The organism is Bradyrhizobium sp. USDA 3256 (assembly GCF_054058275.1).
Genome location: NZ_JBSSAE010000002.1, coordinates 3,768,088 through 3,787,911 on the forward strand (window position 1 = coordinate 3,768,088; position 19,824 = coordinate 3,787,911).

Here is a 19,824-nt window from a genome sequence, read left to right on the forward strand (position 1 = left end):
GGCCGCAAGAAGAAATGAAAGGGATGAAATGACTGAAGCTGCCGCACCCGCCGCTGTCGTCCACCAGGGCGAAAAAGAAGCCGATCATCATGCGTATTTCCGGCCGAAGGATGCCGCGACGCTGATCCTGATCGATCGCTCCGGCGCCAAGCCGAAGGTGCTGGTCGGCAAGCGCCACGACAAGGTCGTGTTCATGCCCGGCAAATTCGTTTTCCCCGGCGGCCGCGTCGACAAGGCCGACAATCGCGTGCCGGTCGCAGCGCCGATCACGCCGGAGCTCGAAGCCAATTTGTTGAAGGGCAGCCCGAAGATCACGCCCGGCCGCGCGCGTGCGCTTGCCAACGCCGCGATCCGCGAGGCCTGCGAGGAGACCGGGCTCTGCCTTGGCCGCAAGGTCGAGAAGCGGCACAAGCTCGACGGGCCCTGGGCGCCGTTCGCCGACGCAGACCTCTTGCCCGATCCGTCCGGCCTGTTCCTGATCGCGCGTGCGATCACCCCGCCCGGCCGCGTCCGCCGCTTCGATACGCGCTTCTTCACTGCCGACGCGTCGACGATCGCCCATCGTGTCGAGGGCGTGGTGCATGCCGATGCCGAGCTCGTCGAGCTGGTCTGGGTCGAGATCGGCTCCGAGCCGCTCGCCGACGCGCATGCCATGACCAAGAACGTGCTCGCCGAGCTCGACCGCCGTCTAGCCACCGGCCCGCTCCGCCACGACGCGCCCGTGCCGTTCTTCCATTTCTACGGCGGCAAGATGCAGAAGGATGTGCTGGGGACGTAGTAGCGCCCCGTCCTTGGGAGAAGCTCGCGACGAAATTGCAAAGCAATTTTGCGCCGAAGCGACGAAGCAATCCACGGTTCAAGAAGCGGTGAGATGGATTGCTTTGCTTCGCTCGCGATGACGACCGTAAGGCGAGCGTGGACTTATCCTCTGACCGGCCCTCAAATTGCAAAAATCTTCTGGCGCCGTCAGGATGGCGCGCCGCGAAACGCCTCCCTATCTGTTCCGCTAACGACATCAAGGACGGAACGGGGCAATGGCGAAGCGTCAACTCAAGCTCGGCGCGTTCATGCGGCCGATCAGCATTCACACCGGTGCCTGGCGCTATCCCGGGGCCTGGCCCGACGCCAATTTCAACTTCGACCACATCAAGACGCTGATCCGCAAGCTCGAGGCCGGCAAGTTCGACGCCTTCTTCATGGCCGACCATCTGGCCGTGCTGAACATGCCGATCAACGCGCTGAAGCGCAGCCACACCGTGACCTCGTTCGAGCCGTTCACGCTGCTGTCGGCGCTCGCCGCCGTGACGGAGAATATCGGCCTGATCGCGACCGGCTCGACCACCTTCGACGAGCCCTATCACGTCGCGCGGCGCTTCGCCTCGCTCGACCACATCTCGGGCGGCCGCGCCGGCTGGAATATCGTCACCACGTCCAATCCCGATGCAGCGCTGAATTTCGGCCTCGACGACCATATGGAGCACGCCGAGCGCTACAAGCGCGCCCGCGAGTTCTACGACGTCGTCACCGGCCTGTGGGATTCCTTCGCCGACGATGCGTTCGTGCGCGATGTCGGGTCCGGGCTGTTCGTCGATCCCGACAAGATGCATGTGCTCAATCACAAGGGCAAATATCTCTCGGTCCGCGGTCCGCTGAACATCGCCCGCCCCGTGCAGGGCTGGCCTGTCATCGTGCAGGCCGGCGCTTCCGATGACGGCAGGCAGCTTGCGGCCGAGACCGCGGAAGCCGTGTTCACCGGCGGCGGCAGCCTGGCCGACGGACAGAAGCTCTACGCCGACATCAAGGGCCGCATGGAGAAGGTTGGCCGCGATCCGGAGCATCTGAAGATCCTGCCCGGCGCCTTCGTCGTCGTCGGTGACAGCGTCGAAGAAGCAAAAGAGAAACGCGCGCTGCTCGACAGCCGCGTGCATTACGACAGCGCGATCGCCTCACTGTCGGTGATCCTCGGCACCGATGCGTCCGGCTTCGATCCCGACGGACAGTTGCCGCCGATCCCCGAAACCAATGCCAGCAAGAGCGGCCGGCAGCGCCTCGTCGATGTCGCAGCGCGCGGCAAGCTCACCGTGCGCCAACTCGCCCAGCGCGTCGGCGGTTATGGCGGGCTCGCCTTCGTCGGCACGCCGCAGACCATCGCCGACCAGATGGAGGAATGGCTGACCGGCCGCGGCAGCGACGGCTTCAACATCATGTTCCCCTATCTGCCGCAGGGCCTGTTCGACTTCGTCGACAAGGTGGTCCCGGAACTGCAAAAGCGCGGGATTTTCCGCAAAGAGTATGAGGGGCGGACCTTGCGCGAGAATTTGGGCCTGCCGCGGCCGAAAAATCAGTTCTTCGAGGGGTAATAGGCCCGGAATCGGGGTGATCTTGGCTCAGAAATCCTTGACTTTGGGCTGTTTCTGGCTAGTTTCCGGGCAAACGCGGGCCGATTTGGCCGGCTCCCGAATTCCCCCGATTTTCGAGGTTTTGCACATGGCCAAGGCGGTCACAATCAAGGTCAAGCTCGTGTCGACGGCCGACACCGGCTTCTATTACGTTGCCAAGAAGAATTCGCGCACCATGACCGACAAGCTGGTCAAGAAGAAGTACGACCCGGTCGCGCGCAAGCACGTCGAGTTCAAGGAAGCCAAGATCAAGTAAGATCGGCTACTTCCGACGTTCAAACGGGGCCCCTTGGGCCCCGTTTTGCGTTTCTATGCGACTTTGAGCAGTGGCGGTTGCGCCGGCCGGATCAGCGCGAAGGCGAGCTGGATGATGCCGCCGGCAAGACCCAGCGCGACGCCGATGCGCCAGGCCATGGCGTAGGAGCCGAGCGAGTCGTAGATCAGCCCTCCTCCGTAAGCGCCGAGGAAGCTGCCGACCTGGTGGCTCATGAAGGCGAGGCCCTGGATCATCGCCTGCCAGCGCAAGCCGAACATCTCGGCCACCGCGCCCGCGACCAGCGGACCGACGCCCATCCAGAGGAAGCCCATGATGGCGCCGAACAGCAGCGTCGAGCCGGGCGTTGCCGGCAGCATGAAGTACCAGGCGAGCGCCAGCGAGCGCAGGATGTAGATCGCGCCGAGCAGCGCCAGCTTGTTCCAGCGCTGGCCGGCCCAGCCGAAGAACAGCGAGCCCAGCACGTTGAAGCCGCCGATCATGCCGAGCGTCTGCGCGCTCAGCATCGGATCGAGCCCGCAGATCGCGAGATACGACGGCAGATGCGTGGTGAGGAAGACAAGCTGCATGCCGCAGACCATGTAGGCGCAGGTCATCACCACGAAGGCTGCGTTGCTGAACGCGGTCTTCGCCGCTGTCGCCGCGGTGGCGTTGCCGATATCGTCGGCCGCGGGCTTCGGCAGCGGGATCTTGTCGACGCGGCCGGCGTACAACGCAGCCGGAATCATGAAGACCGAGAGGATCACGAAGCCGGCAAGTCCGACGCGCCAGCCGAAACCTTCATTGAGCATCTGGCCGATCGGCGCCGACAGCAGCGCGCCGAGCGAGCCCGCGGCGGAGACCATGCCGAGCACGGTCGAGCGTACCGTCTCCGGCACCGCGCGCGCCGAGACCGACATTGCGATCGCATTCGCGGTGCAGGCGAGCGAAAGGCCGATCAGGACACCTGCGCCGATCATGATGGCAACGAGCCCATGCGCCGTGGTCATCAGTACGAGGCCCGCGATGTAGGCCAGCGCGCCGACCACCATGATCGGGCGGAAGCCGTAACGCACCGTCATCGCGCCGGCGACCGGCTGCAGAAAGCCCCAGGCGAGGTTCTGCACCGCGAGCGCCAGCGTGAAGTGGGATATCGAGATGCCGATGTCGTGCGTCAGCGGCTGCATGAAGATACCGAGGCTCTGCCGCAGCCCCATGCTCAGCGTGAGCATGATGGAGGCGCCGATCAGGATGGGAAGCGTGGGACGCAGGACCTGAAACAGGGACATTGTTCTTGTTCTCCCATAACGGCACGGCACGCGTGCCATGGCCTGCGATTCATGCATGTTTTGGTTACACAGACCTGTGTACTTAGGCTATACAGGGGGCCGACTGTCAAGCGAAGAGGATCACGGCTGGCGCATGGCTTCCCCGCCTCCCAAACAGACCATGAAGGAGCGGATCCTCGAGACCGCCGACAGACTGTTCTACCTGCAGGGCATTCGCGCCATCGGCGTCGACACCATCGCGGCCGAGATCGGCATCAGCAAGCGCACGCTCTACAACCACTTCCCATCGAAGGACGCGCTGATCGAAGCCTATCTGCAACGCCGCTTCGTGCAGCCGCGTCCCTCCGACAAGCCGCCGGCCGAGCAGATTCTCGCGACTTTCGATTCGCTGGAGCGGCGCTTCTCGGCGAAGGACTTTCGCGGCTGCCCGTTCGTGAACGCAGTGGCCGAGCTCGGCCCGGAGGACGAGGACCGCACCTTCAGAAACATCGCAATCGCCTTCAAGGAAAGCCGCCGGCTCTGGTTTCGCGACCTGCTGCGGCAGCTCGGCGTCACGGACGCCGAGGGACTTGCGACCCAGCTCACGTTGCTGGTCGACGGCTCGATCGCGCAGGATCTGGTGCGCGACGATCCGGCGATGGCGCGCGCGGCCAGGGAAGCCGCGCGCGTGTTGCTGGCAAATGCAGGCGTCAAGGTCGGCAGCCCCGCCCCCGCGGGCAAGAAACGCGCCGGATAAATCCGGTTGCGTGCCGAAGTCAGGTTTGGTTGTTAACACCGACCGCAGGCCACGGCATTCCCGATTGGATATTCCGTCCGGCGAGATTGACAGCGACCGCGCAAAGACCTGCTCCACAGAAGATCTGCGGCACAACAGGGAACGACCATGGAAGATCTGAAAGTAACGGCCACCGGGTATGATTTCGCGCCGGCGCGCGCGGCCATGCAGCGCTATATCGACAACGATCTCCTGTCCGGCATCTCCTGGACGGTTCTGGTCGGGCGCGACGTCGCTGACACGGGCTGCGTCGGATGGGCCGACAAGGAAGCGCAGATTCCGCTGCGCACCGATCACATCTTCCGCGTCTTCTCCAACACCAAGCTGATCACCTCCTGCGCAGCGCTGCTGCTGGTCGAGGAGGGCCGCTTCCGGCTCGACGATCCGATCGAGACCTTCATCCCGCAACTCAGAAACCGGAAGGTGCTGCGGCCGGGCGCGACGTCGATCGACGACACCGGGCCGGCACAGCGGTCGATCACCATTCGCCATCTGCTGAGTCACTCGGCCGGCCTCAGCTACGGCCTGTTCGATCCAGGCACACCGATCTTCAAGGCCTACAACGAGCGCAAGATCCTCAATCCGATGACGACGCTCGCCGACATGGTCGACGGTCTGTCCGATCTGCCGCTGGTGTTCCATCCCGGCTCGTCATGGGAATATTCGGTTGCGATCGACGTGGTCGCACGACTGGTCGAGGTGGTGAGCGGCCAGCCGTTCGACAAGTTCATCAAGGCGCGCATCCTCGATCCGCTCGGCATGGTCGACACCGGCTTCCATGTTCCGGAGAAGGACCACAACCGGCTCGTCGCCTATTACGCCGGCGCCGATCTGATGGATCCGATGAAGCCGGGCCTGACACGCACCGACAATGCTCCCTATCCGGGCGCTTATTTGCGGCCGGTGCCGCGCTTCAATGGCGGCGGCGGTCTCGTCTCGACGCTCCATGACATGGTCGCGCTGATCCGCAGCCTGCTGCCCGGCGGACCGACGCTGCTGAAGCCGGAGACGATCGCAGAGGCGATGACCAACCAGCTCACACCGGGCCAATGGATCCGCTTCGCGATGATGGGCGAGCAGCCCGGCAAGACCTACGGTCTCGCCGGCGGGTTGATCCTCAACCCCTCCCCGATCGATCATCCCGACGCCGCCGGCGAACTCTATTGGGGCGGCGTCGCAGGCACGCAGTGGTGGATTTCGCCCAAAACGGGCATCGCCGGCGTCATGATGGCGCAGCGCCAGATGGCGTTCGTCCATCCGTTCTCGTTCGAGTTCAAGCGGATGGCCTATGACGCGGTGAAGCGCGGCAGATAGTGCAACTGGGTAAGCCCGGATGGAACCAACGGGTCGCGCGAATGCGCGCCCGATGACAGGCTCCGCGAAATCCGGGTACCGCGCCACATGCACCGGCGTCCCGGATTACGCTTCGCTCCATCCGGGCTACGAGATGCGGCTAGGCTGCGGCCGACACCACGCGGTTGCGGCCGTCGTGCTTGGCGCGATAGAGCGCGGTGTCGGCGCGCTTGAGCACATCGGTGACCTGCTCGCCCTTGCGCTCCAGCGTGGTGAGACCGATCGAGATCGTGACGGTGATCCGCTTGCCGCCCTTGTCGACGGTGAAGGGCTCGCCGGCGATCGAGCGGCGCAGCCGTTCGGCGACCATGCCGGCGACATGCAGGTCGGTCTCGGGCATCACGATGACGAACTCCTCACCGCCATAGCGGCAGGCCAGATCGATGCCGCGGATCGACTTGCGGATACGGACGGCGAATTCGCGCAGCACGTCGTCGCCGGCATCGTGGCCGTAGGTGTCGTTGATCGCCTTGAAGTAGTCGATGTCGAGGATCATCAGCGCCAGCGGCTTGCCGCGGATCGAGGCCTGCTCCGCCAGCGTCGCGAGATGGCTTTCCATGTAGCGCCGGTTATTGAGACCGGTCAGCGCATCCGTGATCGCCATCTCGATCGAGTTCTGCACATTATCGCGCAGATGATCGGTGTAGCGGCGGCGGCGGATCTGGGTGCGCGCACGCGCCAACAGCTCGTTCTTGTCGACCGGACGCAGCAGGTAGTCGTTGACGCCGATCTCGAGCCCGCGCATCAGCCGCGTGTTGTTGTCGGCATCCGAGATGGCGAGGATCGGGACCTGGCGCGTGCGCTCCAGCGAGCGGGCCTGGCTGCACAGCCGCAGGCCATCGTAATTGTCGAGGCTCAGCGACACGATCAGCAGATCGTAATTGCCCTCGGCGGCGTGGAACAAGGCTTCCGACGGATTGATCTCGACGTCGACCGTGTGTTCGGCGGAGAGGATCGGCGCCAGCTTCTCGTAGGACGACGGCCGGTCGTCGACGAGGAGAATGCGGCCGCCGGTGCCCTTGTCGGCGATCGCGCTGCGCTCGGGCGCCTGCATGCCGATCTCGAGCGAGGTGATGGCGCGCATGCGCAGTTCGTCGGTCATCATCTTCAGCCGCGTCAGCGAGCGCACGCGCGCGATCAGCACGACGTCGGATACCGGTTTGGTCAGGAAGTCATCGGCGCCGGCTTCAAGGCCGCGCACGCGATCGGCCGGACTGTCGAGCGCGGTGACGATGACGACCGGAATGAAATGGGTCGCCGGATTCGACTTCAGCCGGCGGCAGACCTCGAAGCCGTCCATGTCGGGCATCATGACATCGAGCAGGATGATGTCGCATTCGGCGCGTGCGCAAATTTCCAGTGCCTCGGTCCCGTTGGAGGCAGTCAGTACATCGAAATATTCGGCTGACAGACGGGCTTCCAACAACTTGACGTTCGCCGGAACGTCATCGACCACGAGGATACGCGCGGACATTGCACCACAACTCCCCTATCCGATAAAGCGTCGGACAGTCTCAATAAATTTGCCGACCGAGATCGGCTTGGACAAATAGGCTTCGCAGCCGCCCTCGCGGATGCGTTCTTCGTCGCCCTTCATGGCGAAGGCGGTGACTGCGACCACCGGAATTGCGCGCAGATCGGGATCGTCCTTGATCCAGCGCGTCACCTCCAGGCCGGAAACCTGGGGTAGCTGGATGTCCATCAGGATGAGGTCGGGGCGCAGCTTGCGGACAAGATCGAGCGCTTCGAAGCCATTGCTGGTGCCCGAAGTCTGATAGCCGTGCGCTTCCAACAGATCGCGAAAGAGCTTCATGTTGAGCTCATTGTCCTCCACGATCAGGACGGTTTTGGCCATCCCGTCCCTCCCAAACCCAGGAGACGGGCCCGGCTGCGGCACCTCACGCACCGCGCTCGGGGCGCGTCGAAAATGTGAATTCAAACTAGCGCCAGAATCGCTCTAACCCGTTAACCCGAACTCCAACTTCCACAGCGTGGTTTCCGTTGCTTGAACACACGCGGAAGACTCGGGCATGATGGGCCTCTCAATAGAGACCATAAGTTAACGGAAAGGCAAACCGGCGCGTTGAAAAAGCCTGTTCACAACCCCCGGGAAGTTGCTGAAATCGTTGCGATTCAGGCGCTCGGCTTCATTGCCGGCGATCCCGAGCGGCTGGGCCTGTTCCTGGCCGAAACCGGAATCGGTCCAGAGACGCTGCGGAACGCCGCGTCCGATCCTCAATTTCTTGCGAGCGTGCTCGATTTCGTGATGCGCGACGACGCCACCGTGACGGCGTTTGCCAAGGCCTCGGAACTGCACCCGACCAACATCGCCGCCGCCCGTCAGGCGCTGGGCGACCCGAAATGGGAGCGCGACGTGCCGTGACGACGGCAGCGGCAGCTTCCGACGGCCCCCTCAGTTTCTGCCGAGACTGCCTCGGCGACCTCGATATCAAGGTGAAGCGGTGCGGCCATTGCGGCTCGCCGCGGCTGGTGCGTCATCGCGCCCTCCCCGCACTGGCGCTGGCGCACATCGACTGCGACGCGTTCTATGCCACCGTCGAGAAGCGCGACAATCCTGACATCGCCGATCGCCCGGTCATCATCGGCGGCGGCAAGCGCGGCGTGGTGTCGGCCGCCTGCTACATCGCCCGCACCTACGGCGTCCGCTCGGCGATGCCGATGTTCAAGGCGCTGGAACTCTGCCCGGACGCGACCGTGATCCCGCCGGACATGGCGAAGTATGTCCGGGTCGGACGCGAGGTGCGGCAGGCGATGCAGGCGCTGACGCCGCTGGTCGAGCCGCTGTCGATCGACGAAGCCTTCCTCGATCTCGCCGGCACGCAGCGCGTCCACGGCATGATCCCGGCCAAGGTGCTCGCCAAATTCGCCCGCGAGGTCGAGCGCGACATCGGAATCACGGTGTCGGTCGGCCTGTCCTGCAACAAGTTCCTCGCCAAGATCGCCTCCGACCTCGACAAGCCGAGGGGCTTTGCCGCGCTCGACCAGGACGAGGCGCGCGAGATGCTGGCCAGCAAACCGGTCGGGTTCATCTACGGCGTCGGCCCTGCGACCCAGGAGAAGCTGGTGCAGCGCGGCTTCCGCATCATCGCCGACCTGCAGCGCGCCGACGAGAACGAATTGATGAAACAGTTCGCGAGCGAAGGCCGCCGGCTGTGGCGGCTGGCACGCGGCATCGACGACCGGAGCGTGGTGGCCGATCGCGGCGCGAAGACAATCTCGAGCGAGACCACCTTCGAGACCGACATCCGCGACTTCGCAACGCTGGAAAGACTGCTCTGGAAACTGTCCGAGAAAGTCTCGGCGCGGCTGAAGACCAGCGAGCTCTCGGGCTGCACGATTACGCTGAAGCTGAAGACCGCGGACTTCCGCCAGCGCACCCGTTCGCAATCGATCCAGACGCCGACCCAGCTTGCGGCCAAGATCTTTGCGGTGTCGCGCGAGATGCTGGTGAAGGAAATCGACGGCACCGCCTTCCGCCTGATGGGCACCGGCGTCAGCGCGCTGCGCCCGGGCGCGCAGGCCAACGATTCCGACATGCTCGACCGCCGCTCGGCGCACGCCGAACGCGCGATGGACAATCTGCGCAAGAAATTCGGCAATGCCGCCGTGATCAGGGGCATTGCCTATGAGGGGCCGCAGAAGAGCGCGGAGGAGTAATCGGTCGTCATGGCCGGGCTTGACCCGGCCATCCATCAACAAGGACTCTTTGAAAGGCGATGGATGCGCTGGTCGGGCCCGCGCATGACGACCGCGCAGCCCGTCAATCCGTGACCGCAATCGCCTCGATCTCGATCAGCCAGTCCGGCGCCGCGAGCGCGGTGACGCCGACCAGCGTAGAGGCCGGCGGCTCCATGCCCTCGAAGAATGCCGAGCGCGCCTTTCCGATGATGGGACGGAGCTCCGGCTTGTAGCCGACGACGAAGGTCGTGATCTTCACAATATTGGAATAGCTGGCCCCGGCGGCCTTCAGCGCCATGCCGAGGTTCTGCATCACCTGCGTCGTCTGCGCGGCGAGATCGCCGGCGCCGACCACGCGGCCCTCCTCGTCGACGGAGACCTGTCCCGAAATGTAGATCGTGCGCGCGCCGGAGGCGACGACGACGTGGGAGTAAGCCGGATTGTGATGCAGGCCGCTGGGGCGAAGATGGTCAAGCTTGCTCATGAGGTGCCTCCCTGACAGGTGCGTTTTGGGAAGCGTACTCGTGTCGGACGGCTACGGCCAGTGCGGTCTCGCGGGGAGCTTGCTCCGCTGTCGTCCCGGCGAGAGCCGCGACCCACAACCACAGGGCCGTGTTGCAACACGACGCTGCGGCCCCAGCGAAGCCCAACTACAAACAACGGTGATTATGGGGCCCGGCTTTCGCCGGGACGACGCTGGGTGGGTGGCGATAGCCAGCCCGTCACTTGCAGGGCTTGGAATCCCTGACGTCGAACTTGTCCAGCGCGCCCGAGATCACAAAATCGTTGTAGTCCAGTACCAGCGCGCGGGAGACGCCGTTCTCGTAAAGCTCGAACGACATCGCGTAAACCGGCGTCTGCTCGCCGTCCTTCGCGCGCGCGTCGCTGTCGTAATAGCTCACCGTCACCGGCCAGCGCGTCATGGCCTTCAACGCATTGCTCGCCGTCGACGGATCGGGCGATGACGGCGCGCGGTCGCCTGTGATCGGCCGGCCGATCACAGTCAGCGTGTTGTAGATCTTCTCGCCGTTGTCGGAGCCGTCATAGACGGTCTGCTCGAGGACAGATTTGCCGTCGCGGGCGGCAGCGATGATGTGCTGGATCTGCTCGGTCGGGAACACGATCTTGCCGTCGATATTGAACGTCTTCTTCACCGGCTGGGTCAGCTTCACGGTGATATGATCGCCGACCCGCTCAGCGATGCCGTCGACCGGCGACGATTCGCTGTCGTTCATCCGCGTGTCGATCTTGAAGCGGTAGCTTTTGCCCGACGCGTCCTCCCAGGACGTGGAGCGAAGATCGGACAGCGTCACCTTGCCCTCGCCGCTGTCGAGCTCGGACACCTGGCGGAATTCGGAGGTGTAGCCTTCGCAGGAGTTGCCGGAGAAATTGTAGAGGATGCGCCCGCGGGCATCGCTGACCGAGTTGGAGCCGCGCGATTTCACCAGGCTGAGGTCGTAGAGCGCCTGATGCGCGAGAAACGGCCCGCTTGCCGCCGCGACCGCGGGCCCCTGAACCAGGCCGGATCCTGCGGCAACGGCGATCGCAAACACCAGGGCACGCGACGGAGTCCGGAACGGCAGGGTCATGTGGTTTCCTCAAGGAGGCAGGGATTCGCCACAATAGTGACGGTGGTATTGCGCCGCAACTGGGGCAAGTCTGACAAAATGGCAATGTACGCAGCGAAGTTGCCGTCATTTTCGGCGGCTTACCGTGCGAATCCGCACCTCATGGCGGCACTATCCTCCCCTTACCGTCGCTTGCAACCGGCGGCACGATGCGCGAAACAATCGAAACAAACTTGGCCCTGACCGCGTTTCAGGCTTCGTGCAATCCAATTGGGGGACCAAAAAATGGCGGGTACCGTCGAACAAAAACTGGCGTCACAGGGCATCACACTTCCCGAGCCGACCTCCCCGGTCGCAAACTATGTTCCCTTCGTCCGCAGCGGAAACCTGCTGTTCGTGTCGGGCCAGGTCTGCTTCAACGCCGAGGGCAAGCTAATCGCCAAGGGCAAGCTCGGCGCCGGCGTCACGCTCGAACAGGGCGCCGCTGCCGCGCGCGGCTGCGCAATCAACCTGCTGGCCCAGATCAAGGCCGCGCTCGGCGACCTCGACAAGGTCGTGCGCGTGGTGCGGCTCGGCGGCTTCATCAATTCGGCGCCCGACTTCTTCGACGGGCCGAAGGTGCTGAACGGCGCCTCCGACCTGATGGTCGAGGCGTTCGGCGACAAGGGCCGCCATGCCCGTACCACCGTCGGCGTCGCCTCGCTGCCCGCGGACGCCGCGGTCGAAGTCGAAGGCGTGTTCGAAGTCGCCTGATCGATGCGCGCTCCTGATTGGCTGACGAAACGGCCGGTCGCCCATCGCGGCCTGCACGATGCCGCACGCGGCATCATCGAGAACATGCCGGCCGCGGCCACCGCCGCGGTCGCCGGCAACTTTGCCATCGAGTGCGATATCCAGCTCACCGCCGACGGCGAGGCCATGGTGCATCACGACGATGCGCTCGGCCGCCTCACCGACGGGGCGGACCTGCTGGCCACCAAGACGGCGGCCGAACTGAAGGCCGTCAAGTTCAAGGACACCGCCGAGCAGATGATGACGCTCGGCGATCTCTGCGCGCTGGTCGCCGGCCGCGTGCCGCTGGTGGTCGAGGTGAAGAGCCATTTCGACGGCGACCGCAAGCTGGTGCAGCGGATGGCCGAGGTGCTGGCGTCTTATTCCGGCCCGGTGGTCGGCATGTCCTTCGATCCCGACCAGGTGCTGGCGCTGCGCGAGATCATGCCGAACCTGCCGCGCGGCATCACCGCCCAGCGCACCTATGACGACGGCCACTGGGACAAGCTGACGCCGGCGCAGCGCGACAGCATGCTGTACCTGCGGCATGGCTTTACGACCGAGCCGCATTTCGTCGCCTATTGGGTCAACCAGCTGCCGGCACCGGAGCCGTGGATCGCCCGCAACGTGTTCGGCTGTCCGCTGCTGGCCTGGACCGTGCGGACGGTGGAACAGCGCGATCGCGCAGCGCGCTACGCCGACCAGATGATTTTCGAGGGGTTCGTGCCGGGAACCTGACATGTTCGAGACGTGCCCTTGCCGTCTTGAACTCGTCGCCGCGACGCACGATGTTGGCGAGGGTTGGTCGTCATCGGCGATGGCGGAATGCGGGGCATGATCCGGAAGTGGAGCCAGCTGTTCCGGAAAGATCATGCTCAAACGAGGCACCGGTCTTCATTCTCGATGGCGTCTTCTGAAATCACCCTAGAGGCTGTAGCTGACATCGGCGGCATTCCGGCCGCCGAATGGGACGCTTGCGCCAATCCCAAGGCGGACGCGGACAGCATCCATCACCTCGACACGCTGGCCTCGCCCGGTTCTGCAAACAATTGCCAGACCGCCGCAAGTTCGAGCTATAACCCATTCGTTTCCCACGCCTTTTTTGCTGCCGCCGAAGCCTCCAACTCGGCCTGCCCGCGGACCGGCTGGGGCCCGCGGCATCTGATCGCAAAGCTCGATGGCCGGATCGTCGGCGTCGTGCCCTGCTATCTGAAATCGCACTCGCAGGGCGAATACGTGTTCGATCGCGGCTGGGCCGAGGCCTATCACCGTGCCGGCGGCAGCTATTACCCGAAGCTTCAGGTGTCCGTCCCCTTCACGCCCGCGACCGGGCCGCGGCTGTTGATCCGCGACGGCGTCGACCGCGAGGTGATCGGCTCGGCGCTGGCACGAGGCCTGCGGGCACTCTGCAACGCCACCGAGGCCTCCTCCGTGCATGTGACGTTCGCCCGCGAGGACGAGGCCAGGTTCCTCGGCGCACACGGTTTCCTGCAGCGGACCGACCAGCAGTTCCACTGGCGCAATGAGGGCTACAAGACCTTCGACGATTTTCTCGGCTCGCTGAACTCGCGTCACCGCAAGGGCATCAAGCGCGAGCGCCGCGAGGCGGTTGGCGCCGGGATCACCATCCACTGGCTCACCGGTTCGGACATCACCGAGGACGCCTGGGATGCGTTCTTCGAGTTCTATATGGAGACCGGCTCGCGCAAATGGGGCCGGCCGTATCTGACCCGAGAATTCTTCTCGCTGATCGGCGAGACGATGAGCCGGGACGTGCTGCTGGTGATGGCCAAGCGCAACGGCCGCTGGATCGCGGGCGCGATCAACTTCATCGGCTCGGACACGCTGTTCGGCCGCAACTGGGGCGCGATCGAGCACCACCCGTTCCTGCATTTCGAGGTCTGCTACTACCAGGCGATCGATTTCGCGGTTCAACGCGGGCTCAAGGTGGTCGAGGCCGGCGCGCAGGGCGAGCACAAGCTGGCGCGCGGCTACCTGCCGCAGACAACCTATTCGGCGCATTTCATCGCCGACCCCGGACTGCGCCGGGCGATCGCCGATTACCTCAAGCGCGAGCGCGACTATGTCGCCGAGGTCGGCCGCGAGCTCACCGAGGCCGGCCCGTTCCGCAAGACGGTCGACGACGACGCTTGACGTCTCCGCCGCCACCTAGGCAATAAAGCAGCATCATCGAGGAGCCGCCGCCATGCCCGCCGCCTACGACAACAACAACATTTTCGCGAAGATCCTGCGCGGCGAGCTGCCCTGCTACAAGGTCTATGAGGACGAGCACGTGTTCGCGTTCCTCGACATCATGCCGCGCTCGCCGGGGCATACGCTCGTCATTCCGAAGGCCTCTGCCCGCAACATCCTCGACATCAAGCCCGACGACTACGCCCATGTCGCGCGCGCCTCGCACAAGATCGCGGCCGCTGCGATGAAGGCGTTCGAAGCCGACGGCATCACGGTGCAGCAATTCAACGAGCCAGCCGGTGGCCAGGTCGTCTTCCATCTGCACATGCACGTCATGCCGCGCAAGGACGGCGTCACGCTGCTGCCGCCTGCCAGCCACAAGGAAGATGGCAAGGTGCTGGAGGCCAGCGCGGCGAAGCTGATCGCAGCGTTGAAGTGACGCCGAAGGCGTCGCTGCGTAGCCCGGATGGAGCCTAGCGCAATCCGGGAATGTTGCAGCCGATGTAAGACCGCCCCGGATTTCGCTTCGCTGCATCCGGGCTACGGCATCGACGAATCTCACTCCGTCTCGAAGTCTCCAGCCTGCGGCGGGGTCAGCGGCGTGAACTCGCAGCGGTCGGGCTTGACGTCGATCAGCGGCGTCTCGTCCAGGCAGTCGAGGCCGCGCACCAGGATGACGTTGCCCTCGACGCCGACCAGCTTGACGATCGAGGTGCCGATCGGGTTGGGGCGCACCGGCGAGCGCAGCGAGAAGGTGCCGCGGGTGTTGCCGTTGTTCTTCGGGCTCTGCAGCACGATGTCGCGGCGCGACTGGTGCAGCCAGTACAGCACCTCGAGATTTGAATAGAAATCGACGCCCTTGATCGCGGCGACCCAGGGCTCGAAAATTTCGAGCCGGCACACCGGGCCGTCATGCCGCCCCTGCCGCGGCGTCGCCAGTCGCGAGGTCCAGGGCGTGCGGATGCGGCCGATGAAGACGAGCCCGGCATCGCGCGCCGTCGGCATGTCGATGGCGACCTCGCCCTGGCGCAGTTCCATTTCACGTACCATGTGTCAATCCAGCGATATGTTCAGCGCCTTGATCACGCCCGCCCATCGCGCGCGATCGGTATTCACGAACTTGTCGATCTCGGCCTGGCTCTTCGCGCGCAGCGGCGGGAAACCGATCTTGAGCAGCGAAGCGCGGAACGCCTCATCGTTCAAGGCCCGGTCGAGGCTTGCCTTGATCTTGTCGGCGATGTCGTCAGGCACTTTCGACGGCGCTGCGATACCATACCAGACGCTGACCGCATAATCGGGATAACCGCTCTCGGCGATCGTCGGCAGATCGGGCAAATCGGGGATGCGCTCGGTCGAGCTGACGCCGAGCGCGCGCAGCATGCCTGACTTGACCGGCGGCAGCGCGGTGCCGAGCGTGTCGAACATCAACTGGATGTTGCCGGACAAGAGGTCGGTCAGTGCCGGCCCGGCGCCCTTGTAGGGCACGTGGGTCATCTCGACGCCGGCCATCTGCTTGAACATCTCGCCGGCGAGATGAACCGTGCCGCCGGTGCCGGCCGATCCGAAATTGAGTTTTCCGGGATTCTTCTTGGCGTAGGCGATGAACTCCGCGATCGTCCTCGCCGGCACGGACGGATGCACCTCCATGATCATCGGCGCGTCCGTGATCACGGACAGCAGGCGAAAATCCCTCGCCGGATCGTATGGCAGCTTCTTGTAGAGCAGCGGATTGAGTACGAAGATGGATGCGGCCGTCACGAACAGCGTGTAGCCGTCGGGATCGGAGCGCGCCACGGCCTCGGCACCGATCGCGCCCTGCGCGCCGGCCTTGTTCTCGACCACGACCACCTGCTTGAGATCGCGCCCGAGATATTCGCCGACGATGCGGCCGAGCACGTCGGTCGGCCCGCCCGCGGCATAGGGCACCACGAGCTTGATCGGCCGCGTTGGATAATCCGCGGTACGCGCCGGCAGCGTCGCCGCCAGCAACGCCGTCAGAGCAACAATGAATAGCGATGATGCGCGCCGCTGCATGCCGTTTCCCCGTTGTCTTGTTCTTGGGGAGCAAGAGTAGCGAATAATGCAGACGCCGCAATCAGCCGAGCCAGTATTTGCCTGCGATCATGACGATCTCGCCCGCGATCACGCCGGCGAAGATCGATTTCCTCGCCAGCATGAACACGACAAAGCCCGCGGCGACGGCGCCGTAACGCAGCCAGTCCGGCACGCTGGCGAGCGCGCCCGGCGGCTGCACCACGATCTGCGCGATGATTCCGGCGAGGATCGCGGTGGCGACCGCCCTCACCCAGACCAAGAGTTCGGAGTTCTCGTCGATGCCGCCGCCGAACCACAGGCCGAGCATGCGCCAGATCTGGTTGGGGATGACGCCCGCGACGAACAGGATCGCCAGCGCGTGCCAGTCGCCGATGAAACCGCTCATGCGCGCGCCCCGACGATGCCCGCCCTCGCCCGGTGCACGGCATAGGCGATGGTGCCCGCGACGACCCCGCTGACCAGGATGTCGACGCCGCTGTTCAGCATCGCCGCCAGCGGAAACAGCAATAGGCCGAGCACCAGCGCGATGACGTCGGCGAGCTCGCGGCAGTTGCGCGCCGTGGAGAACAGGAAGGCGAGCGGCGTCAGCATCAGCATGCCGGCGGCGAACAGCGGCGTGAGGTTGGCGGCGAGCATGTAGCCGATCGTGTTGGCGATCAGGCAGACGGTGACCAGCCCGCAGCCGAGTCCGTGGATGAAGGCGATCCGCCGGTTGCGCGGCACCTGCGGCAGGAAGCGGAAGCACTCGACCCACAGCGTGACGGCGGTGAGATGCGCCACGAGGATCAGATGCCGCCGCTTGGTCTGTTCGGTGCGCATCATCGGCAACACCGACACCACCATCGGAAAGAGGCGGATCGCGCTGACGGTGACCGCGATCGCCGATTGCAGCACGGTGGCGCCGGAGCCGAGTGTCGTGATCACGATGATCTGCGCAGGGCCAGCCCATACGAACGCCGTGCTCGCCAGCGTCCAACCCAGCGAGAAGCCGCTATCATGCGCCAGCGCACCGATGCCGAGATAGGTCGCAAACAGCACCAGGGTCAGCACGGTCGCGCCGATCGACCGCGCGCCCCACAGGAAGGCGCGGAACGAGGTGTGCCATTGCGGAGAATCGAGCGGAGGAAGCGCCACGGGGAACCGGATGGTTTGCAATCGCGGCGGATTAGGGCGCGGACAACGCAGGGTCAAGCAAGAGACGGCACAGGTCCGGTATGCGCCTTGGTAGCCCGGATGAAGCGCCAGCGAAATCCGGGGCCGCTCTTGCGACCGGCGAGAGCTGTCCCGGATTGCGCTTCGCTTCATCCGGGCTACGGATCCACGCAATCACGCCCTGTTCTTTAGAACAAAACACGCCCCGCCCGCCTTGCGGATGCGGTTGCACAGGCCGTCTGCCTCGGGGCGTGTGTCGGCGCCGATGCGCACCTGGTAGAAGGTCGCGCTGCCGCGGGTGCGTAGCCGCGAAGAAAGCAGGCTCGGATCCTGATCGCCGATCACGTTGGCAAGGCGCTTGATGGCGCGGGCATACATCGCCAGCGCCTTGTCGCGGCTGAAGCCGGCGGCGAGCTGGACGCCCCAGACCTTGGCCGCCGACAGCGTGACGTGCTGCTCGAGCCCTGCGACGAACGGGTTGGGCGCGCGCTTGAGCAACGCCATCAGTTCGCGGCAGCTCTTCGTCGGCGCGCGCTGTGGCATCTTGCCGTTGCGCCCGGCGGCTGCCCAGTCGTCGACGCTGGAGCCGGTGATCGCGGAGACGTAATTGCGCGTCTCCTGCGGCATGTATCCGGAGCCGGCGAGCCAGTCCTGGATCCGGCGCGGGCCGGCATTGTAGGCGGCCGCCGCGAGGCCGAGATTGCCGAACTGGTTGCGCAGCTCGCTGAGGAATTCGGCCGACTTCGGCAGCGCCTGCACCGGATTGAACGGATCGAGCAGCCCGCGCTCGTTCGCGGTGCCCGGCATGAACTGCGCGATGCCCTGCGCGCGCTGCCCGTTGCGGGTCATCGGACCAACTGCATCGGCCTGGAAGCGGCTCTCCTGCCAGATCACGCGCGCGAAGAATTCGAGCGGCAGATCGTTGGCCCGCGCCGCCGACTCGATCATCAGGCACATCGCCTCGCGGGTGTCGCTCTCGCGCGCATCATCCGCGGGCTTGTCGGTCGCCGCCGCGGGCGTATCCGCCGGGGGCGCGGCAGGTTTCTCGGCCGATGGTGCGGCCTGCTCTCCCGGCGGTGGCGCAGGCGGCTCCGCCGGGACGGCCGCGGGCTTCTCAGCGGGCTTGTCCGGGGGCGGCGCTGCCGGCTGCTCGGCGGCAGGCGGCGGCGCCGGGGCCGCGGCCGGTGCGTCCTCCGCGCCGACCCGGGCCGGCGGCACCAGCAGCACAAGCATGACCAATGCGGCGCAACGACCGGTTCGCATGGCAATTCTGTTCCCGTGCGGGCGCGGCTTGACACCGCAAGCTCGTGATCTAGCTATGGACTGAAATGATGGCGCGCAAAAGGGAGCGCAAAATGGCCGCAGCATCCGACGATCAACTCGGCTTTGCCCCCGATGACGACGCCCCGATCGGCTATATGAAGCGGACCCGCGATTATTACGCGGCGATCGGCTACACAACCCCCTACCGCTGGGCGCATTACACCTCCGCCCCGTTCCAGCCCCTGAAGAAGCCGCTGAACCAGTCCCGGGTCGCCATTATCACGACCGCGGCGCCGTTCGATCCCGCCAGGGGCGACCAGGGTCCCGGAGCGAAATACAATGGCGGCGCAAAATTCTATTCGGTCTATGACGGCGACACGTCAAAGCTGCACGATCTGCGGATTTCGCACATCGCCTATGACCGCACCCACACCACGGCGACCGACAACGGCACCTGGTTCCCGCTGGCGCAGCTCAAGCGCCTCGCCGCAGCCGGCATGATCGGCGACGTCGCGCCGCGCTTCTTCGGAGCCCCGACCAACCGCAGCCACCGCGTCACCATCGAGACCGACGCGCCCGAAATCCTCAAACGCTGCCGTGACGACAAGGTCGACGTTGCGGTGCTGGTGCCGAACTGCCCGGTCTGCCACCAGACCGTCAGCCTGGTGGCGCGGCATCTCGAGGCCAACGGCATCTCCACCGTGGTGATGGGCTGCGCCAAGGATATCGTCGAGCACGCCGCGGTGCCGCGCTTCCTGTTCTCCGACTTCCCGCTCGGCAATTCCGCGGGCAAGCCGCAGGACGTCGCCTCGCAGGCGTTCACGCTGGAGCTGGCGCTGCGCGTGCTTGAGCAGGCGCCCGGTCCGCAGACCACCGTGCAGTCACCGCTGCGCTGGGGCGCGGACCATGCCTGGAAGCGCGACTACAGCAACGCCGATGCGCTCAGCGCCGAGGAGCTGGCCCGCCTGCGCCGCGAGTTCGACGCGCAGAAGGAAGTCGCCAAAGGGCTGCGCGAGCGCGTCGCGTAAGGCTCGGCGTTAGACACGAGCACTTT

At 65.1% G+C, this 19,824-nt stretch carries 22 protein-coding genes; 12 read left to right on the forward strand and 10 right to left on the reverse strand.

Annotated elements, in window-relative coordinates:
• Positions 1 to 28: 28 nt before the first annotated feature.
• From ACVWY5_RS19480 to rpmG, 3 genes are all read left to right on the forward strand, one after another.
• Complete coding sequence (locus ACVWY5_RS19480) at positions 29 to 778, forward strand: NUDIX hydrolase (RefSeq protein WP_028336384.1); 750 nt, start codon at positions 29 to 31, stop codon at positions 776 to 778.
• Positions 779 to 1,034: 256 nt separating this feature from the next.
• On the forward strand, positions 1,035 to 2,360 hold the full coding sequence (locus ACVWY5_RS19485) for an LLM class flavin-dependent oxidoreductase (protein WP_028336385.1): 1,326 nt from the start codon (positions 1,035 to 1,037) through the stop codon (positions 2,358 to 2,360).
• A 127-nt stretch (positions 2,361 to 2,487) separates the two neighbouring features.
• Positions 2,488 to 2,655 carry a 50S ribosomal protein L33 gene (rpmG, locus tag ACVWY5_RS19490; protein WP_018271988.1) on the forward strand — a complete coding sequence of 56 codons (168 nt, stop codon included), beginning with the start codon at positions 2,488 to 2,490 and terminating at the stop codon, positions 2,653 to 2,655.
• Positions 2,656 to 2,708: 53 nt separating this feature from the next.
• Here the strand turns inward: rpmG and ACVWY5_RS19495 are convergent, their stop codons facing one another.
• On the reverse strand, positions 2,709 to 3,941 hold the full coding sequence (locus ACVWY5_RS19495) for an MFS transporter (protein ID WP_028336386.1): 1,233 nt from the start codon (positions 3,939 to 3,941) through the stop codon (positions 2,709 to 2,711).
• 133 nt (positions 3,942 to 4,074) lie between these two features.
• On the opposite strand from ACVWY5_RS19495, the gene ACVWY5_RS19500 reads away from it, so the two are divergent.
• On the forward strand, positions 4,075 to 4,677 hold the full coding sequence (locus ACVWY5_RS19500; protein ID WP_028336387.1) for a TetR/AcrR family transcriptional regulator: 603 nt from the start codon (positions 4,075 to 4,077) through the stop codon (positions 4,675 to 4,677).
• Between the two features lie 147 nt (positions 4,678 to 4,824).
• The gene (locus ACVWY5_RS19505) at positions 4,825 to 6,030 is read left to right on the forward strand and encodes a serine hydrolase (RefSeq protein ID WP_028336388.1); all 1,206 of its coding nucleotides are present in this window, start codon (positions 4,825 to 4,827) and stop codon (positions 6,028 to 6,030) included.
• A gap of 139 nt (positions 6,031 to 6,169) precedes the next feature.
• Here ACVWY5_RS19505 and ACVWY5_RS19510 read toward each other — a convergent pair whose 3' ends face one another.
• Both ACVWY5_RS19510 and ACVWY5_RS19515 read right to left on the reverse strand, forming a co-directional pair.
• Entirely contained in the window at positions 6,170 to 7,543 is a 1,374-nt protein-coding gene (locus ACVWY5_RS19510) for a PleD family two-component system response regulator (RefSeq protein ID WP_028336389.1), read from the reverse strand.
• A gap of 15 nt (positions 7,544 to 7,558) precedes the next feature.
• The gene (locus ACVWY5_RS19515; RefSeq protein WP_028336390.1) at positions 7,559 to 7,924 is read right to left on the reverse strand and encodes a response regulator; all 366 of its coding nucleotides are present in this window, start codon (positions 7,922 to 7,924) and stop codon (positions 7,559 to 7,561) included.
• A gap of 228 nt (positions 7,925 to 8,152) precedes the next feature.
• Here ACVWY5_RS19515 and ACVWY5_RS19520 point away from each other — a divergent pair, with 228 nt between their 5' ends.
• Complete coding sequence (locus ACVWY5_RS19520) at positions 8,153 to 8,452, forward strand: DUF3572 domain-containing protein (RefSeq protein ID WP_028336391.1); 300 nt, start codon at positions 8,153 to 8,155, stop codon at positions 8,450 to 8,452.
• Complete coding sequence (locus ACVWY5_RS19525; RefSeq protein WP_051376260.1) at positions 8,431 to 9,747, forward strand: DNA polymerase IV; 1,317 nt, start codon at positions 8,431 to 8,433, stop codon at positions 9,745 to 9,747. The genes ACVWY5_RS19520 and ACVWY5_RS19525 overlap by 22 nt, the downstream gene beginning before the upstream one ends.
• A gap of 103 nt (positions 9,748 to 9,850) precedes the next feature.
• On the opposite strand, the gene ACVWY5_RS19530 is transcribed toward ACVWY5_RS19525, so the two are convergent.
• On the reverse strand, positions 9,851 to 10,252 hold the full coding sequence (locus ACVWY5_RS19530; RefSeq protein ID WP_028336393.1) for a RidA family protein: 402 nt from the start codon (positions 10,250 to 10,252) through the stop codon (positions 9,851 to 9,853).
• Positions 10,253 to 10,490: 238 nt separating this feature from the next.
• Complete coding sequence (locus tag ACVWY5_RS19535; protein ID WP_028336394.1) at positions 10,491 to 11,357, reverse strand: cell envelope integrity EipB family protein; 867 nt, start codon at positions 11,355 to 11,357, stop codon at positions 10,491 to 10,493.
• 264 nt (positions 11,358 to 11,621) lie between these two features.
• Here ACVWY5_RS19535 and ACVWY5_RS19540 point away from each other — a divergent pair, with 264 nt between their 5' ends.
• From ACVWY5_RS19540 to ACVWY5_RS19555, 4 genes are all read left to right on the forward strand, one after another.
• On the forward strand, positions 11,622 to 12,089 hold the full coding sequence (locus ACVWY5_RS19540; protein WP_016845428.1) for a RidA family protein: 468 nt from the start codon (positions 11,622 to 11,624) through the stop codon (positions 12,087 to 12,089).
• Positions 12,090 to 12,092: 3 nt separating this feature from the next.
• Positions 12,093 to 12,845: a glycerophosphodiester phosphodiesterase gene (locus tag ACVWY5_RS19545; protein ID WP_028336395.1), complete on the forward strand. Its 753-nt coding sequence runs from the start codon at positions 12,093 to 12,095 to the stop codon at positions 12,843 to 12,845.
• 165 nt (positions 12,846 to 13,010) lie between these two features.
• Entirely contained in the window at positions 13,011 to 14,261 is a 1,251-nt protein-coding gene (locus tag ACVWY5_RS19550) for a GNAT family N-acetyltransferase (RefSeq protein WP_028336396.1), read from the forward strand.
• Between the two features lie 52 nt (positions 14,262 to 14,313).
• Positions 14,314 to 14,739, forward strand: coding sequence for an HIT family protein (locus ACVWY5_RS19555; RefSeq protein ID WP_028336397.1), 426 nt, complete (start codon positions 14,314 to 14,316; stop codon positions 14,737 to 14,739).
• Between the two features lie 119 nt (positions 14,740 to 14,858).
• On the opposite strand, the gene tsaA is transcribed toward ACVWY5_RS19555, so the two are convergent.
• The 5 genes from tsaA to ACVWY5_RS19580 all read right to left on the reverse strand — a co-directional run bounded on the left by tsaA (position 14,859) and on the right by ACVWY5_RS19580 (position 18,770).
• Complete coding sequence (gene tsaA / locus ACVWY5_RS19560; RefSeq protein WP_028336398.1) at positions 14,859 to 15,350, reverse strand: tRNA (N6-threonylcarbamoyladenosine(37)-N6)-methyltransferase TrmO; 492 nt, start codon at positions 15,348 to 15,350, stop codon at positions 14,859 to 14,861.
• Positions 15,351 to 15,353: 3 nt separating this feature from the next.
• On the reverse strand, positions 15,354 to 16,334 hold the full coding sequence (locus ACVWY5_RS19565; protein ID WP_028336399.1) for a tripartite tricarboxylate transporter substrate binding protein: 981 nt from the start codon (positions 16,332 to 16,334) through the stop codon (positions 15,354 to 15,356).
• A 61-nt stretch (positions 16,335 to 16,395) separates the two neighbouring features.
• A complete protein-coding gene (locus ACVWY5_RS19570; RefSeq protein WP_028336400.1) occupies positions 16,396 to 16,740 on the reverse strand; it encodes an AzlD domain-containing protein in 345 nt (114 codons plus the stop codon).
• Positions 16,737 to 17,489 (reverse strand): AzlC family ABC transporter permease, encoded by a 753-nt coding sequence (locus ACVWY5_RS19575; RefSeq protein ID WP_028336401.1) that lies wholly within the window; start codon positions 17,487 to 17,489, stop codon positions 16,737 to 16,739. The genes ACVWY5_RS19570 and ACVWY5_RS19575 overlap by 4 nt, the downstream gene beginning before the upstream one ends.
• Before the next feature lie 192 nt (positions 17,490 to 17,681).
• On the reverse strand, positions 17,682 to 18,770 hold the full coding sequence (locus tag ACVWY5_RS19580) for a lytic transglycosylase domain-containing protein (protein WP_321177002.1): 1,089 nt from the start codon (positions 18,768 to 18,770) through the stop codon (positions 17,682 to 17,684).
• Positions 18,771 to 18,862: 92 nt separating this feature from the next.
• Between ACVWY5_RS19580 and ACVWY5_RS19585 the strand changes: the two genes are divergently transcribed.
• Complete coding sequence (locus ACVWY5_RS19585; protein WP_028336403.1) at positions 18,863 to 19,798, forward strand: glycine/sarcosine/betaine reductase selenoprotein B family protein; 936 nt, start codon at positions 18,863 to 18,865, stop codon at positions 19,796 to 19,798.
• Positions 19,799 to 19,824: the final 26 nt, after the last annotated feature.